The sequence below is a fragment of the Saccharicrinis sp. 156 genome, from assembly GCF_050589685.1.
Lineage (GTDB): Bacteria > Bacteroidota > Bacteroidia > Bacteroidales > Marinilabiliaceae > Saccharicrinis.
Genome location: NZ_JBNGOS010000005.1, coordinates 212,470 through 230,460, shown reverse-complemented (window position 1 = coordinate 230,460; position 17,991 = coordinate 212,470). Strand labels below are relative to the sequence as shown.

The following is a 17,991-nucleotide window of genomic DNA, read 5'->3' as shown; positions in this document are numbered from 1 at the left end:
TGCTCAATGCCACCGCATGGTCCTGATCCAATCCCAAATATTGTGAGCCAAACATAAATGTAACCTCCCTCAATCCCAATCCACCTAACGAAATTGGAATGGCAGACATAATACTGGACAACAAAAACAAAAACAAGTAGTCATCCTGTCTCCCCGTCAATTCGGTACCCATCGACTTTAAAATAATAATGGCCGAAATCATTTGTAATCCCTGAATAACAATCGACAGCAAAAAAACTTTCCAGGTAGCCCCGGTTAAATGGCGACTAAAAAGCCGCAAATAAATAAAATACCCCAGCGCAATAAAAGGAATAAAAACGATAAAATAATTGAGGAACGGATTAATCCATCTTAACAAATCATGGATCATCTGTATTCCGCCCTCGGGCACGGCAGCTTTACCTAAATCATAATCTATAAAATAAACCAAAGCGCACAGGAATACTAAAATCACCGATAAACCACTAAGCCTATCGGCCAAAACAGTTCCTATCAATCGCTTTACCGAAGTTTTATAATATCTGTTAATTAAGAAAACTTTATATCCATCTCCGCCAACGCCTCCAGGTAGAAACAAATTATAAAACATACCCAGCCAGTATAGTTTTAAATTTACCAATGAACCTATTTTAACCGGTACGTATTTGTAAAATATATTGAGCCTAAATGCCGAAACTATTTGAGATAGCCCATACACCAATATGGATAATATTAAAAACCAGACATTAATTCCTTTGATGGCCCCAAACGTCTGTTCAATATCAACTTTTGAAAAAACATAATACAATGCAGTAATTGATAACACTATTTTGGCAATCAGTTTTATTGCCTTGGAATGCTTTTTTAAGAACGACAAAATCCGAAAATTTTAGATATAATTTGAAGTTACAAAGTAATGCATATTTGCAACAATAACAGTTTATTAACCTAGCTTTAACTTTCTTTGTTTAAAATACGAAGGCAGATTACTATTTAATTTAGGTTTATAGGCCCAGTTTAATCGGTAACCTAAAAAATAATGAAGTAAATAGGTATAAGCTGTTCCGATAAGTGCCCCCACAAATATATCCATAAAAAAGTGTTGACACAGGTACACCCTGGAAACCCCTACCAATAAAGCTATAAAAAAAGTTACAACCCCCCAGTATCCTTTTTTTAAAACAATGCTGAAAGCAAATGCCCCAGCAAAAGCCGTCATGGTATGCCCGGAAGGGAACGAACCGGAGTGATGATATTTAAATCCTTCGATTACATGATAAAATGCTTCCGTCCCCAGATAAGAAGCCGGACGAGGCATTCCGTTAAATATTACCTGCTTTAATAAAAACGTAAAAATTCCGGCACAGACGAGTGCCGAGGCAAACAAAATGGAATAATAATATCGGATAAACAGAAATACAACCGAGAGAATGCCTAGTAATCCTCCAAGTCCCAAATGCGTATAAAGTTGAAAGAAACCATCCCAAGGTTCCGAAGCTAAACTATTTAAATGCAACAGTAGTTCCCCTTTGGAAAATAGGAATAAGCATGCACCTCCAACCAGCGCAAAAACGAGACAACAAACAATAAAAACTTTAGAGGATATAGGAATATGATTTTTCATTTTTACCTGATAATTTATCTTACATGCACATTATCTCAAACATAGAAAGATAATTCACCAAGATAACATGATAACTAATTAATTATGTAATAAACCTAAACAAATTGTTATTTTAAAAGCATTTCGGCGAGTTCTTCTTCATAGAAAAAGTCACCTCCTCCAAAGGCAGGATACAAATCATCTATCCATTGTGCTTGGCAATCGTACTTGGCAAAAAATGGGCGGGCTGCCCAATCGCTGTTACGTCCTTGAATAAACTCAAGCGCGATAATTTTCTCACCCTTAATTTCAGTTACGCCAATCACTCTTATTTTTCCGGGCGTACAGGACATACTTGGCCCTCTGACTGTACGGGCTATCCCGCTCACTTGGGTATAGGCTTTCTGAAAAATCTTCCACGCTCTCACAACAGGAATTCCAAAATAATCCTGTGCACCTGTGTCACGCGCAATAAACATGTAATACGGCACCATTCCTAATTCAACTTGTTTGCGCCACATATCAGCCCAAATGGTGCTGCTTGCATTAATATGATTGAGAACCGGCGATTGTGTTCTGATGATTGCCCCTGTGCTTCTAATTCTTCGAATAGCTTGTTTAACCGCATCCGTACTAAGCTCCTGTGGGTGGTTGAAGTGCGCCATGAACGAAAGCGACTTGCCTGCCTTTGTGATACGTTTAAAAATAGACAGCATTTCATCCGCATCAGCGTCCGTTAAAAAACGATAGGGCCAAAAACTCAGCGATTTGGAACCAATTCTGATGGTTTTTAGATGCTCTATGTTTGCCTCTATTATTTTGGATATATAGGTGTCAAATGTTTTGGCTTTCATTACCATTGGGTCACCTCCGGTAATCAGCAGATCTGTAATTTCCGTATGTTCTTTGAGGTATCCAACTATAGAATCGGCTTCTTTCATCGAAAACTTAAGCTCACTATCCATGTTGGTAAACTGCGGCCACCTAAAGCAGAAAGTACAATAGGCATGGCAAGTTTGCCCTTGTGATGGAAAAAACAACATCGTCTCTCTGTACTTATGTTGTACTCCATTTAATTTTTCCCCTTTTAATTCAGGTACATTGTATTCCAACTGACCTGCCGGATGAGGATTAAGTTTTTCCCGTATAATATTAGCTTCCCTTCTAATAACATCTTTGTCGGCACCAGAAAGAATTAGTTCGGCCATACGATTAAAATCTTCGCGGAACAGCATATCTTTCTGTGGAAAATTCAAGATAAACATGGGGTCTTCACGAAAATTATCCCAGTCTATTAACTCATCAACTACATAGTTGTTCGTTTTAAACGGAAGAACATTTCCAACGACCTCAATATTCAACAAATCTTCTTCCGACAATCTTTCAATTTGCGGAATCTTCCTAAAATTATGCAATGCGTAAGTTTGATACCTCATTGTTACACAGTCTTTATAAGTTTTTAATCTCTCAACACAACATCAAAACGCCCAAAAAAAAGCGATAGTATATCTGTCACTTTCAATTGGAAAGAGTAAGCATACTCATATAGTAAAAAGAGGGTGCTCCCAACACCCAAAAAGACAGATTCTACTAAAAATACGAAAAAAATACCATATTGGCAATTGCTTAACTTTTAATTAATCCAAACGTAAACCACAGTACGAAAGGATGTTATGGGCATATAGTATAAATCGGACACAAAATTAGTGAAAATATGTAAGAAATTCTACCTGACACCGTTTAAAAAACATGACATTAGACATCTTTATGTTCATATCAAAAGCTTTATTTTTGGCATAACCCTAACTTTAAGGCAGCAATCTGCTACCTGATGAGTTCGGTTCTATTGGTATCCAATTTCAGAAAGATGAACAACAACGTAGTGAAGCCCCATAATGACGATCCCCCATAGCTAAAGAAAGGGAGTGGTATCCCGATAACCGGAGCCAGACCAATGGTCATTCCAATGTTTACCGTAAAATGATAAAAGAATATTGACGCAACGCAGTATCCGTAGATCCTACTAAATGCGGAATGTTGTTTTTCGGCAAGAAATATTAATCTCAATATCAAAAACAAAAACAGAAAAACTACCGAAAAAGTACCTAAATATCCCCATTCCTCGCCGACGGTACAAAAAATAAAGTCGGTGCTCTGTTCCGGCACAAAGTCAAACTTGGTTTGGGTACCCTGAAGGTATCCCTTGCCTGTAAGGCCTCCCGAACCGATAGCAATTTTTGATTGATTCACGTTATAACCAGCCCCCAAGGGGTCATCTTTAAATCCAAGCAAAACATAAACACGGTTTCTCTGATATTCCGATAGTACATCATTTACAAAGTAATCTGCCGAAAAAGTAGCCGCTACGGCACCCCACATAAAAATTATAGCAGGTATTACTGGTTTTAGTTTCTTGGCAAAACCTCGTACCAAAAGATACACCGTTAAAACAACGATTGCAAACAATGCAAATAAGTCCCATCGCAACGTTAGCCCCAGCACATAAAACACAGCTAACATCAGTAAAAATCCTCCTGCGAGAAATATCATGCTCCGTAAAGCAATTTTTTTGTCGATTTGCAAAAACAGAAATAAGTATATCCCCAGCACAATCAATGATAATATGATGATATTGGGATAAACCAAGGTCAGGACTGAAGTTATGGCTGCTATAATTCCAAATATCAATATGTTACCCGTCAACCCTTCGCGATAGAACGGTAAAATAAAAATAAAGAAAACCAAAGCCGAACCCGTATCGTTCTGCAGCAAAATACACATTACCGGTAATGCCCACAAGCCAACAATCTTGATCAGTTCTTTAAACTTGCCAAACGAAAACTCATGCCGACTCATAATCCTAGACAGGGTTAGTGCCGTAGCAATCTTAGCCAGCTCCGCGGGCTGAAACCTAACCGGACCTATCTCAAACCATGATTTGGCTCCATTAATCTCTTTCCCGATGAATATAACCGTAAATAGCAACACCACAGATAAACCATAAAGAAAATAAGAGAACGCCACATAAAAAGTACTATTCGTCATAAATATGGCCCAAATAATAATCATGGAAAGGGCTATCCAGATAACCTGTTTGGCATATTCCATGTCGGTATCGAAAAATACGGGGTTCTCGGGATTATAATTGGCGGCATAAATATTAAACCAACCAAATAGTACAAGGGTTACATAGATAATGATGGTCACCCAATCCGCCTTTTTATCATAACTATTTTTCAACATGAATCAAATCTCCTTCTAACATTCGTTGTTCGATCCATTTCCGGGACGGATGGATTTCCTTATTCAAATATTTTTCTACCATCAAACTGGCTATAGGCGCTGCCCACCGCGCTCCAAAACCACCATTTTCAACATAAACCGCTATAGCAATCTGCGGATCATCCTTTGGGGCAAATGCTATAAAAACGGAATGATCTTCGCCATGGGGGTTTTGGGCCGTTCCGGTTTTTCCACATATGCTTATTCCCGGTATCCGGGCAATCGTCGCCGTACTTCCCGCACCGCCCCATATCGCCAATTCCATTCCATCAACAACAGGACTAAAGTGAGCGGTGTCTATCCCTGTCTCTCGCACCTGTTTAAACCTGGACGGTATGGTGTCTTTTTCAATTTCCTTAATGATATGTGGCGTATAAAAAGTTCCACGGTTGGCTAACGTTGAAGCCATATTGGCCATTTGCAGCGGAGTTGTCAACAGCTCCCCCTGACCAATAGCCAATGAAACTACGGTTAACGACGACCAACTTTTTTTGTAATATTTATCGTAATATTTGCTGTTGGGCACAAAACCGCGTATTTCGTTTGCAAAGTCTGCCCCTAATGTATAACCAAAGCCAAACTTAACCAGATAGTTTTTCCAAACCTCGAAACCTTCCTGAACAGATGCATTTTTGGGATTGTCCAGGATATTACGAAACACATGGCAATAATAAGCATTGCATGATTGAGCTATTGAGTTTTTTAAATCCAGCGGACTTCTATGATCATGACAGCCCAAATGAAATCGCCCTACATTATATCCCATGTAACACTCATATGCAGAATGGGGCGTTATCACACCTTCTTGCAATCCAATGAGCGCATTTATCGTTTTAAAAGTAGAACCTGGAGGGTACCAGCCCATAATCGATCTATTAAAAAGCGGCTTGAGCGTATCGGTGCTCAACATAGAAAAATGACTTGCCCGTTTTTTACCAACCAACAAGGCAGGATCGTAATTAGGTGCAGAAACCATAGAAAGCAACTCCCCCGTTTGGGGTTCAATGGCAACTATGGCACCGATTTTATTTTTCATCATTTCTTCGCCATATTTCTGCAAGTCGATATCAATAGTCAGTTTAATGTCTTTTCCTGCTTCAGCCGGGATATCATACTCACCATCTCTGAACACCCCTTTTTCGCGACCGTGAACATCTACTAAAACATATTTATATCCTTTTTTACCTCTAAGAAATTTTTCATATGTCGACTCTATACCATTAATGCCATGATAATCGCCGCGTATATAATAACCATCCTTTTCGATATCCTGTGGCCCCACTTCACCCACGTAACCCAGAATATGTGCTGCATGTGGGTATTCATATTTACGCAACGTTCTGCGCTGCACGAAGAAACCATCAAACTTATAAAGCTTTTCCTGAAGATATCCGTATTGCTTAGCCGATAACTGCTTATAAAATATGGATGGTTTTATCCTTGATATTTTCTTGTTTTTCAGCTTCCCCTTCATGTCGGCAAACAGCCTTCGTAGATCCTCTATATCTATTTCCAACGCCTTGCAAAAATCAACCGAATCGATTGGTTTAAGCTCTCTTGGCACCACCATTAAATCATAATCTGCCTGGTTGGAAACAATAAGCTTTCCGTTTCTGTCATAAACCAATCCCCGGGCAGGAAAATTAATAATTTCGCGACGGGTATTGCTTTCAGCCGAAAACTTGTAAGATGGGTCGTAAACCTGAAGAATAAAAAGCTTAATGACAAAGGTGATTCCAATGAACAAAAAGATAAGGGCGACAACTATGGTTCTTCTACTAATGTTTTCCACTGTTTACCTCCTTTAAATTCTTTGTTTCTTTTGGTACGTGAACAACAAAGTAACCCCTATGGCTACAAGGGTAAACAAGATGCTTCCAACTGTTTTAATCATTATCCCCACAAAATTCTCAATAGAAAATGATTCAATCACAAAATAAAATAGGTGGTGGATAAATACTAAAATCGCGGCATACTTAAAAAACCAACCAAAACCATAATATGATGGTAGCGGAAGTGTTCCCGGTTCATAATTATCTCGTGGTGCAAAGCGTTCCAAAACAAACGGCCTCACGAAGGCCAAAATTAATGAAGCGGCCATGTGCATTCCCATGGTGTTTGAAAACATATCGACAGTCAATCCCAGTACTGCGGCCAACGTCAACAATAACCAACCCGGTGTTTCGAAGGGGAGTGTTAAAATACAAATCACATATAAATAAGGGTTCAAGTAACCTGAAAACTCCATTTTGTTCAGGATTAAGACCTGAAGCAGTACAAAGAAGAAAAAATTAAATAAATATCTTGGTATTAGGCTTATCATTGCTCGGTCTCCTCCTCCAATTGTTGTTGCTGTTCCTGAAAAATATTCTCCACCACTTCTACATAGCTCAGTTTTGAGAAGTCGGTACTCAGCTTTACTTTTATTTTAAAAAAACTTTCGCCCTCCGGATGCAGTACCTCATCCACCGTTCCTATTAATATCCCCTCGGGAAAAGTAGATGAATACCCACTGGTCACAACCTGATCCCCTAAACTAACATTGGCATGTTCCGGAATTTCATCCAATATGGCATACAAAATAGATTTCGTATCCCAACTTACCGAGCCAAAAAAATCGGAACCTTTAAGTTTGGCGGATATTTTAAGTCTGGGGTTCAGAATTGAAAGTGCGGTACTGTAATTATCGCTGCATTTAATAACTATCCCCACTATTCCTCTACTACACAAAACACCCATATCAGGCTTAATACCATCTTTTTTACCTTTATTTAGTGTAATATAATTGAAATGCTTACGAACTGTATTATTCACTATTTTGCTCGCCCTGTATTTATATTGGTGCACCGACGAACTATCCTCAAGCATCGAAAAGTAATCTTTTGACTGTTTAAACGAGCTTGGCATCTGACTCCGCAAAAAAGCGTTTTCATTTGATAGTTCCCTGTTAATCTCTTTAAGCGCAAAATACTGCTCCACGCTATTCATCTTTTCGAAAAGGCTCCCGGCAATCCTTGACGATGAGCTTAGATATAAGGCACGTTGATTCTGATTGTACGAAACAATAAGAATAAAAGCTATTAACTCAAATAGTATAAAAAGAAATGTAAAATGATGTTTTAATATAAACCTTAAAAAATTTCTCATTCAATTGTTGTGTTTTCCGATTTTTAAGGCAATTTCTTGCTTTTGTTTATGTACTACGGCTTTAGGCCGGATAAAGTTAGTTTTTTCAGTGAAAAGATTGATTGATTACGATATTAAAATACAATTAATCGCTGTTAAAAAAGAAAACCCGGTTAGGAGATTTCACTCAGAACCGGGTTTTTTGCTTCTATCGAATAACTTATCTCATCAGGAATGAGAATTTATGCCTGTTTTTCAATGCAATCCCAGTGCCTCTTGCCACTGCATGCAGCGGATTCTCGGCGATATGGAAAGGAATATTAATTTTATCGGTCAATCTTTTGTCCAAACCTCTCAACAAAGCACCGCCTCCTGCTAAATAAATACCGTTGTTCACAATATCTGAATAAAGTTCGGGAGGGGTTTGTTCCAACGCACTTAAAATAGCTGTTTCTATCTTCGATATGGATTTTTCCAAACAGTGCGAAATTTCCTGGTATGATACAGGCACCTCAATTGGTAACGCTGTCATCTGATTGGGACCTTGAACAATATAGTCAGTTGGAGGCTCTTCCAACTCTGGTAGTGCCGAACCCACATGAATCTTTATTTCCTCCGCCGTTCTTTCACCCACTTTAATATTGTGCTGACGGCGCATATATTCCATGATATCGGCTGTAAGATCATCACCCGCTATACGTATCGACTTATTGGTTACAATTCCACCCAACGAAATAACTGCAATTTCCGTGGTGCCACCACCTATATCCACCACCATATTACCTTGTGGCGCCTCAACATCCAGTCCGATACCCAAAGCCGCTGCCATTGGTTCATAAATCATATAAACCTCGCGTCCACCAGCATGTTCGCCTGAATCTCGAACTGCCCTGATCTCTACTTCTGTACTTCCCGAAGGTATGCATATAACCATGGTTAACGATGGCGTAAATAATCTTGAGGACGTATTAATTAACTTAATCATACCTCTAATCATCTGCTCGGCAGCATTAAAGTCGGCGATAACACCGTCTCTTAACGGTCTGATAGTATAGATATTGTCGTGTGTTTTACCATGCATCTGGCGTGCCTTCTCACCGATAGCTATTAACTTGTCGGTTCTGCGATCAAGTGCCACAATTGAAGGTTCGTCCACTACAATTTTATCATTATGAATGATAATTGTGTTGGCCGTACCAAGATCCATGGCAAGATCCTGAGATAAGAATGAAAAGAATCCCATTGGGTTTGGATGTTTTTAATGTTTAAAATGACGTTTACCTGTAAATAGCATGGCTATTCCAAATTCATTACATGCTTCAATAACTTCCTCATCGCGAATACTTCCCCCTGGCTCGACAATATATTTAACATTGTATTTGTTCGCCGCTTCAATGCTGTCACGGAAAGGGAAGAACGCATCTGAGATAACCACTGAATTCTCTATTTTAACACCTTCTTTCAAATTGAAACGAGGCATTGTTAAATGACGTAAGCTGTCCAGACGGTTAGGCTGTCCCATACCTGCACCTGTTAACCAAAAAGAGCCATCTTCGTTCTCGGTAACAATAGCAATAGCATTACTTTTTAAATGCTTACACGCTGTAATACCAAACTTAGCCAATTCCATTTTATGGGAATCAAACTCGCGTTTAGTTACGTTTTTAAAATCTTTATCTACACCTTCGTCTTCATCCTGAACAAGAATACCTCCACTAACTGAACGGATTAGTTTTTCTCCGGTAATCTCATTTTTTATAGGGGTTTCCAATAAGCGCAGATTCTTTTTCTTAGCAAAAATACCTAATGCTTCCTCGGTAAACTCCGGTGCAATAATAATCTCTACAAATCTTTTTGAGAACCATTCGGCAATAGGGCCGGTTACGGTTCCGGTAAAGCAAATAATGCCACCAAAAGCACTAATAGGATCGCCTGCCCAAGCTAATTCGAGCGATTTTGCGATATCGTTCGTCACTGCCAAACCACAAGGATTTAGGTGCTTAACCACCGCTACCGCTTGCTTATTGTCCATATTGGTTACCGAATGGTATGCATCACTGGCAGCTTTCCAAGCAGCATCAGCATCCAACATATTGTTGTATGACAGCGCTTTTCCTTGTAGCACCTTCGCATTGGCCAGCGAAGCACCCTCTTTAATATTGTTGTATTTGTAAACGGTAGCTTGCTGGTGAGGATTTTCTCCGTAACGTAAAACTTCTCCGTCATTCAAGCTGATACGCTCCATATTGTCCGCATCAGGATTGAAATAATTAAAGATGGCAGAATCGTAATGTGACGAAACAGCAAAGGCAGCTCCGGCAAAGGCTTTTCTTTCATCAATGGTGGTTACGCCGTCATATTCGGTTAGCACTTTGGCCAAGTCGGCATATTGTTCTTTTGAAGGAACGATAACTACATCCTTAAAGTTTTTGGCAGCAGCACGAATTAAGGAAATACCACCTATGTCAATTTTTTCGATGATGTCTTGCTCAGGTGCTCCAGAGGCAACAGTAGCTTCAAACGGATAAAGATCAACGATAACCAGGTCAAGCTCAGGAATGTCAAACTCCATTAATTGTTCCTTATCGGAATCATTTTCCCTGCGCGACAGAATACCTCCAAACACCTTTGGATGAAGTGTTTTAACCCTGCCTCCTAAAATAGAAGGGTATCCGGTTATATCTTCAACCGCAGTTACTTCAACGCCTAAATCTTCGATAAATGTTTTTGTACCCCCGGTACTGTATAATTGAACATCAAGCTTATCCAGTGTTTTAACAATCTCGTCTAATCCATCTTTATGGAAAACCGAAATAAGCGCCGATTTAATTTTTTTTGAGCTACTCATCTTTTAATAATAATTATGCGATATTGAAAAATTCAAGTTGAAGTAAAGCATTCTTTTGAGTAAGAAAATATAGATACGTCATGTTTATATGTTTTGTTACACAAATAAATAGGCAAAAATGCTTCACTTCGGGCAAAATTAAGAAAATAAGCACATTTATCAAGGTTGTAATTAATTTTCTTGATAGATTTATAGTGGATAAGAAAAGCTGATATGATAATCGTATTTAAATTTTTAAGGGAGAGTCTTCTTTTTGCGCTTAATGCACTCAGATCAAACAAACTCCGAACCATACTAACTTTGAGTGGAGTCACCATTGGCATATTCTCCATCATTTCCGTTTTTACTTTAATCGATTATCTCGAAAGTCGCATCCGTGATAGCATTCAATCCTTGGGTGACAATGTTGTTTATGTGCAAAAATGGCCGTGGACTCCACCTGAGGGAGAAACCGAATATCCATGGTGGCGCTACTTAAACCGCCCCTTGCCCACTTTGAACGAGCAAAAAGTGATTGTACGAAATTCTCAATTGGCAGAGGCTTCTACTTTTGCGATTTCGGCACAGAAAAAAATAATTTTTGAGGATAACTTTTTCGACAACGTGCAGATTCTTGGTGTATCCCACGATTTTGACCAGAACTGGAATTTTGAGATCAGCAAGGGACGCTATTTTTCTCCATTTGAATCGAATAACGGAAGCAACATTGCTATTATTGGCGCCGAAATTGCCGACGAACTTTTTAGAGATGTCGATCCGATTGGCAAGCGTATTAAAATGGCAGGGCGAAAACTAACCGTGGTGGGCGTAATACTCCGCCAGGGCAAGGATATCTTCGGCAACAGTTTAGATACCAACATCATCATACCTGTCAATTACGCCAAGAGTATTTTTAATATTCGCAGCGAAAGCGTTCAACCTTTTATCATTGTTAAAGCAAAAGAAGGGGTTACAGCCGAGGATTTAATGAACGAATTAGAAGGGATTTTGCGGGCCGAAAGAAAAATAAAACCCAAGCAGGGAAATACTTTTGCGCTCAACAGAATAAGTATTGTCCAAAAGCAATTCGACGGACTGTTTGGCATATTGAATATTGCGGGTGGGTTTATCGGCTTTTTTGCGGTTTTGGTTGGCGGTTTTGGAATAGCCAATATCATGTTTGTTTCCGTAAAGGAGCGCACCCGGATTATTGGTATCCAAAAAGCTTTGGGCGCCAAACGAAGATTTATTTTATGGCAGTTTCTTTTCGAAAGTATCTTTCTTAGTCTTCTGGGAGGCACAATTGGTTTGCTGCTTATTTTTATTGTTATTCAAGTAGCCAATTCCACTATGAATTTGGGCATCCAGCTTACTTTCTGGAATATTTTTAGGGGGTTGTTTATCTCTATTTTCCTGGGCGTGGTTTCCGGTTATATTCCGTCCAACGGAGCCAGCAAGTTAGATCCTGTTGTGGCTATTAATAATTAAAACACAAAGCGAGAGCCAGACAGGGAGACCGCAGTATGACAAAAGGTAATAAGCTGCTTTTTATATATCAATCACCTCCTTTTGCCCCAGGCTGGGTTTAAACCCAGCCTGGGGCAGGTAGGTTCTTATCATCCCTATAAATCAGATCGACAAAATCGCTGTCAACTCCACTAATGCAGGATTTAATTTCTTTTTATTTTTTAAGGCCTGATTGAACGGAATATGGGTGATTTCTTTGTTCACCAACCCAATCATGATACTTTTTTGATCATCCATAAGCGCTTCAATGGCCGAAACCCCCATACGGCTCGCCGTTACCCTATCAAACGCTGTTGGAGAACCTCCACGTTGGATATGCCCAAGAATAGTTACACGAGTATCGTAATCCGGATATTCTTTCTGAACCCTCTCGGCCACCTGAATGGCTCCACCGCTGATTTTCTCGCCTTCGGCTACCAGAACAATACTACTGCTTTTATCCTTGTTAAACCCTTTTTCCAGAAAAGTATATAACTGTTTAAAATCCGTATCTATTTCCGGTACCAGAATAGCTTCCGCTCCCGAAGCGATTCCACTTCGCAAAGCTAAGAAACCCGCATCGCGTCCCATTACCTCAATAAAGAAAAGGCGACTGTGGGCACTGGCTGTGTCCCGTATTTTATCTACCGCTTCAGTAACGGTATTTAGCGCCGTATCGTAACCAATAGTATAATCCGTTCCGTAAAGATCGTTATCAATGGTTCCCGGAACGCCAACAATAGGAATATTGTATTCCTGTCCGAAAATACGGGCACCGGTAAAAGTGCCGTCACCTCCAATTACAACCAAACAATCAACACCTCTCTTTTTTAAGTTTTCGTAGGCTTTTTTTCTACCCTCAGGCGTTCTAAACCCTTCGCTCCGTGCCGATTTTAAAATGGTGCCACCCTGATGAATAATATTACTTACTGATTTGGACGTCATGGGCTCCATTCTGCCCTGAATCATGCCATGATACCCTTGCTTGATACCAACCACCTTAAGCTTGTGATAGATAGCCGCCCTAACCACTGCCCTTACGGCAGCGTTCATTCCCGGAGCATCCCCTCCCGAGGTCAGCACTCCAACTTTAGTCACTTGTCCCATAAATATTTATTTGTCTTTTGTTATCGTTTTAATATGTCGGGCCACTTTTTCCAACAGCCAGGGAGGCGTGGAAGTAGCTCCGCTGATGCCAACAGACTGAACAGGTTCAGCGAACCACTTTTTCTTCAATTCATCGACATCACTTACAAAATATGAATGTTTGTTGGTTTCCAGACACTTGGCGTAAAGCATCTTGGCATTACTGCTTTTTTTTCCTCCAACAAACACCATAACATCATGCTTTCGGGCAAAAAGCATCAACTTGGGTAATCTACCGGATACCTGTCGGCAAATGGTATCAAAGGATTTAAACTCAACCTGCGTATTGATGTTTTCTTTCAGATAGGTGGCGATACTTTTAAATTCATCAATACTTTTGGTGGTTTGTGCATATAAATGGGTAGCCTTGTTCAAATCAATCTTGGATATTTCATCCATCGATTCAATAACGATAGCTTCATTTTCTGTTTGCCCCAACAATCCCACTACTTCGGCATGACCTTTCTTCCCATAAATAATAACCTGTCCGTTAATCTTTCTCAGCATATGCCAGGAGGTTTTAATTCGCTTTTGAAGTTTTAAAACCACAGGACAAGTTGCATCGATTACCTGTTGACCGTTTATTTTAGCCTTCTGATAGGTGGTGGGTGGTTCACCATGGGCACGTATAAGAAATTTCTGTTTTTCAAGATTTTCTAACTCCCTGTTAGAAACCGACTTCAATCCTCTCTTCTCCAACCTTTCCATTTCCATATTGTTATGAACAATGTCGCCCAAACAATAGAGGATATCATTGTTTTCAAGCTCTGCTTCCGCGGCTTCAACAGCTTTCACAACCCCAAAGCAGAAACCTGAGGCCGGATCAATTTCGATGTGTAAAGATGACATTTTTATGGAAATTTATCTCACTCTTTAACAAGCAGCTACGCGATTTAAAAAAATTTAACATCTGCAAGATACCTTTTACTATAAACACACTTACTTAATCAACATTCTATTTTTTAGTTCACTAACGATAAATTCGAGTTGCTCTTCTTTGGTCATTTTTCCATTGTCCAACACTAGGGCATCATGGGCCTTTTTAAGTGGGCTTTCATCTCGTGTTTCATCGATATGGTCCCGTTTTTTCACGTTTTCCAGCACCTCCTCAAAAGTGATGGCTTCGTTTTTCTCCTGGTATTCCTTGAATCGGCGCCCGGCTCTAATCTCAGGCGAAGCTGTCATAAACAGCTTCAGGTCGGCATTGGGAAAAACTACGGTACCAATATCCCTACCATCCATTACTATACTGTCTGTTTCTCCCATCTTTTGTTGCAGTTGAACCATTTTCCTGCGAACAAAACCTAGCGCACTTATCATGCTAACATGATTACTCACTTCCAGACCTCTTATTTCTTTTTCAACTAACTTCCCGTTTAGGTATGTTTCGTTGGTTTTGGTTTGGGCATCGAATTTAAAAGAAATGGAGATTTTATCTAAAGCTTGCTTCAGAAAATCCTGATGAATGACACCGTCTTTTATAATATTGTTTTCCAGTGCATAGAGCGTCACACATCGGTACATGGCGCCAGAATCGATAAAAATAATATTTAACAGTTTCGCTAAATCTTTGGCTACAGTACTCTTTCCACACGAGGAATAACCATCAATGGCAATCACCAATTTTGAGATCGTATCAGTCATCATAATTTATTTGAGCCGGTAAAAATACTACTTTTGTTTACTGATTGCACAAATTTGGCAAATTAAAGATGTTTAAAAAACAAAATAGGCTACATCCTAAACCAATCCATAGGAAAGCTTAAAAAATCCACGCTCACAATAGCTATGTGGTTAAATTATAGTTCGTAATCCATTCTAGAAGGCTTGACAGCCTATTTAAAATTAGATAAGTTGGTGGATATTGAAAAATGATTGGATGCACCTCCCAAATGGTAACGTGCCGAACCATAGGAGAATAAAAATTTGTAAACCCGGAATCCGAATCCCCAGGACAATCCGGCGGTTGACATACGTTCCTCATAACCTAACTCTTGCCTTCGGCGATAATTATAGCCAAAGTCTACATGAAAGGTTTTAGACGGCATAAACTCTACTCCAAAAACCATGTACCGAAGCGCTTTGTCACCAAAACCCGAATCATCTGATTCGTTGGAGATTCCCGAATTACTGGCATTTTCAGCATCATAGGGTGTGTAGGTTAAATCCCAGTCCAACAGATTTTGTATGGTCAAGGAGAAACGAAACGGTGCATGTGCCAATTTCTTGGTAAATCCAATTTGTAAATCGGACGGCATGTCTTCTTGAATATTATCGTAAGATGAGATTTGGGACCCAACATTTTTCAGTACAATACCCATCGAAAAGTTCTTTTCGGCTTTTCGATAATGTACCCCAAAGTCGGCTGCAATACCGAACGAGCTGTAAACATCCAGCTTTGAATAGATAGGCTTTGCCGTTAAACCCATGGATAGAGTGGGTGATAATTGACGGGCATAGGTGAAGTTAAAAGAATACTCCGCAGCAGTAGCAATCCCCATGTCCTCACCAATTTCATTGGTTCTCTGAAAATCGCCGTAATTGATGTTGTGAATACCGAAACTAAATGTACCTACATTTTCAAAATGCTTTGCAAAGCCCACATAACCATAATTTATATTGGTCATGTAAGGAACATAGTTCAACACCATGGCCTCGTCCATTTCCTTTTGCAACAAGGCAGGATTATGGTAGGCCATATTTATGTCGTTATCTGTGATGGAAACATTGGAGCCTCCTAAAGCAGCCACCCTGGCCGAATTGGTCAGATTCAAGAAATCATAAGTGCTTTCTCCGCCACGCTGTGCCCCGATTGTTTGTGTTATTGCTACCAACAATATTACATATAAATACTTTTGCATATTATTCACTTATTCCTTGACTAACTCTTAAAACGACAAATATAAAGTTTTAGTGTTTATTCTAATACTCCTTCTTCAACGTTTCCAACACCTCGTAAACAGCCGGACACACAAAAGAGTTTCGAAAGGTGAGGTTTAATATCTGATAAAAACGTTTTCGGTCGGTGTGGGGGTATTCTCTGCAGGCCCGCGGACGAACTTCATAGATCATGCAATAATTATCGGGCATTAAAAATGGGCACGGCGTTTCTTTAAAAACATAGTCCTGGTCTTCATCTATCTCAAAGTATTGATCGATCAAATCTGGCCTTTTCATTATAAGATGCCTGGCTATACGGTCAATGTCACGGTCGATTATTATGGGACTGATGCTTTTGCAACAATTGGCACACCCCAAGCAATCAATATTCTCAAAAGCTTTAACATGGGCATTGTAAACAGAATCGTCTAAGGTTTTAGGCTTCTTTTTACGTAAACGAGCAACAAAGGCTTTATTTTCTTTGGCTTTATTGTTGGCCAGTTCTTTATATCTGTCTAAATCAAGCTTCATTCTTCCTCCTTTTCATCTGCGACACAAAAAGTCCGGTTACCACAATCGCTATACCCATCCCCTTCTGCGTATCGACAACATCACCTCTTAACCACCAGGCAAAGATGGCTGTAAACACCGGGATAAGATTAATAAACATATTCGACTTGGCTACACCGAGGTTCTTTATGGCCTTTGTAAAAAATATAAAAGCCAGTGAGGATGCAAAAATGGCTAGTTGAATAATGGCCAACCAGGAATCCGTAGTATGCTTGGCACTCATCAAACCTTTATGTTCCCAAAAAAAATAAAAAGGTAGAAACATAAATATTCCAATAAAATTTTGATAAGCGATAATGTTGACCGGAGAATATTTTTGAGCCAGCTTTTTCAATGTCAAGGAATAGCCGATTGTTGATAAAACCGCTACAAACATCAACATGATTCCCAGTAACGAGGCATTGAGTTCAAACCCGTTCTCAAATATCATGGTCCCTACGCCAAAAAAAGAAACAGCCATTCCCAACACTACCAAAACCGTTATTCTTTCCTTTAGAAACAGAAAGGCAAAAAAAGTAGCAAACAATGGAATCGTAGATATGATAACTGCCGCCAGTGTACTTGATACCAACTGCATGCCAAAGCTCTCGCCCATAAAATACATGAAAGGCTCAAAAAAAGAAAGCCATAAAATGAGTTTGTAATCTTTCTTGTTTAAAGCAGTCATTCTTCTTGTAAGAATTAAAAACAAAAACAATAACCCAGAGCTGATGATTAACCGCATCAGAACGGTAGAAATGGGCGCAAATGATTCATAAGCTACTTTTACCCACACAAAGGAAAATGCCCAAAAAATCATGGACATGATGATGTATATGATGGAAGATATATTTGTTTTTGACATAACCTTTAACAACGAGCCGCAAAAGTAGGTATTTTGTACGGATAAATCAGAGTCTCTCGTAATACCGCGCGGGATATTCTTTTAACATTTGTTTTTTTGTTATGCAGCCTCCCCCCAGCATAAAATACCCTAATAGGAACAGTACGCACGGTCTTCTGCAGAGCCTTCTGTAATGCCGCGGAACAAGCTCCCGATTCTTTCCAAGAACACAGAGGTGTGAGGTGGAAA

Annotated in this window: 16 protein-coding genes; 1 reads left to right on the top strand and 15 read right to left on the bottom strand. The window is 39.5% G+C overall.

Annotated features, from left to right (window positions below):
- The 9 genes from ACRD64_RS04645 to purH form a co-directional block, all read right to left on the bottom strand.
- On the bottom strand, positions 1–856 hold an 856-nt coding region (locus ACRD64_RS04645), incomplete at its 3' end, for a lysylphosphatidylglycerol synthase transmembrane domain-containing protein (RefSeq protein ID WP_430932052.1).
- Between the two features lie 66 nt (positions 857–922).
- Entirely contained in the window at positions 923–1,603 is a 681-nt protein-coding gene (locus tag ACRD64_RS04640; protein ID WP_430932051.1) for a phosphatase PAP2 family protein, read from the bottom strand.
- 107 nt (positions 1,604–1,710) lie between these two features.
- Positions 1,711–3,018 (bottom strand): KamA family radical SAM protein, encoded by a 1,308-nt coding sequence (locus ACRD64_RS04635; RefSeq protein ID WP_430932050.1) that lies wholly within the window; start codon positions 3,016–3,018, stop codon positions 1,711–1,713.
- Between the two features lie 388 nt (positions 3,019–3,406).
- Positions 3,407–4,825 (bottom strand): rod shape-determining protein RodA, encoded by a 1,419-nt coding sequence (gene rodA / locus ACRD64_RS04630; protein WP_430932049.1) that lies wholly within the window; start codon positions 4,823–4,825, stop codon positions 3,407–3,409.
- A complete protein-coding gene (mrdA, locus tag ACRD64_RS04625) occupies positions 4,812–6,656 on the bottom strand; it encodes a penicillin-binding protein 2 (RefSeq protein WP_430932048.1) in 1,845 nt (614 codons plus the stop codon). Before mrdA ends, rodA begins: the two co-directional genes overlap by 14 nt.
- 12 nt (positions 6,657–6,668) lie before the next feature.
- The gene (mreD, locus tag ACRD64_RS04620) at positions 6,669–7,187 is read right to left on the bottom strand and encodes a rod shape-determining protein MreD (protein ID WP_430932047.1); all 519 of its coding nucleotides are present in this window, start codon (positions 7,185–7,187) and stop codon (positions 6,669–6,671) included.
- Complete coding sequence (mreC, locus tag ACRD64_RS04615) at positions 7,184–8,011, bottom strand: rod shape-determining protein MreC (protein WP_430932046.1); 828 nt, start codon at positions 8,009–8,011, stop codon at positions 7,184–7,186. The genes mreD and mreC overlap by 4 nt, the downstream gene beginning before the upstream one ends.
- Before the next feature lie 199 nt (positions 8,012–8,210).
- Entirely contained in the window at positions 8,211–9,233 is a 1,023-nt protein-coding gene (locus ACRD64_RS04610; RefSeq protein WP_430932045.1) for a rod shape-determining protein, read from the bottom strand.
- A gap of 15 nt (positions 9,234–9,248) precedes the next feature.
- A complete protein-coding gene (gene purH / locus ACRD64_RS04605) occupies positions 9,249–10,838 on the bottom strand; it encodes a bifunctional phosphoribosylaminoimidazolecarboxamide formyltransferase/IMP cyclohydrolase (protein WP_430932044.1) in 1,590 nt (529 codons plus the stop codon).
- 213 nt (positions 10,839–11,051) lie between these two features.
- On the opposite strand from purH, the gene ACRD64_RS04600 reads away from it, so the two are divergent.
- Entirely contained in the window at positions 11,052–12,305 is a 1,254-nt protein-coding gene (locus ACRD64_RS04600; protein ID WP_430932043.1) for an ABC transporter permease, read from the top strand.
- Positions 12,306–12,446: 141 nt separating this feature from the next.
- Here ACRD64_RS04600 and pfkA read toward each other — a convergent pair whose 3' ends face one another.
- The 6 genes from pfkA to ACRD64_RS04570 all read right to left on the bottom strand — a co-directional run bounded on the left by pfkA (position 12,447) and on the right by ACRD64_RS04570 (position 17,763).
- The gene (pfkA, locus tag ACRD64_RS04595) at positions 12,447–13,430 is read right to left on the bottom strand and encodes a 6-phosphofructokinase (RefSeq protein ID WP_430932042.1); all 984 of its coding nucleotides are present in this window, start codon (positions 13,428–13,430) and stop codon (positions 12,447–12,449) included.
- 6 nt (positions 13,431–13,436) lie between these two features.
- Positions 13,437–14,318 carry a 4-hydroxy-3-methylbut-2-enyl diphosphate reductase gene (locus tag ACRD64_RS04590; RefSeq protein WP_430932041.1) on the bottom strand — a complete coding sequence of 294 codons (882 nt, stop codon included), beginning with the start codon at positions 14,316–14,318 and terminating at the stop codon, positions 13,437–13,439.
- 90 nt (positions 14,319–14,408) lie between these two features.
- The gene (gene cmk, locus ACRD64_RS04585) at positions 14,409–15,116 is read right to left on the bottom strand and encodes a (d)CMP kinase (RefSeq protein WP_430932040.1); all 708 of its coding nucleotides are present in this window, start codon (positions 15,114–15,116) and stop codon (positions 14,409–14,411) included.
- A 188-nt stretch (positions 15,117–15,304) separates the two neighbouring features.
- On the bottom strand, positions 15,305–16,330 hold the full coding sequence (gene porQ / locus ACRD64_RS04580) for a type IX secretion system protein PorQ (RefSeq protein WP_430932039.1): 1,026 nt from the start codon (positions 16,328–16,330) through the stop codon (positions 15,305–15,307).
- A 61-nt stretch (positions 16,331–16,391) separates the two neighbouring features.
- On the bottom strand, positions 16,392–16,880 hold the full coding sequence (locus ACRD64_RS04575) for a YkgJ family cysteine cluster protein (RefSeq protein WP_430932038.1): 489 nt from the start codon (positions 16,878–16,880) through the stop codon (positions 16,392–16,394).
- Positions 16,870–17,763, bottom strand: coding sequence for a DMT family transporter (locus ACRD64_RS04570; protein WP_430932037.1), 894 nt, complete (start codon positions 17,761–17,763; stop codon positions 16,870–16,872). Before ACRD64_RS04570 ends, ACRD64_RS04575 begins: the two co-directional genes overlap by 11 nt.
- Positions 17,764–17,991 lie beyond the last annotated feature (228 nt).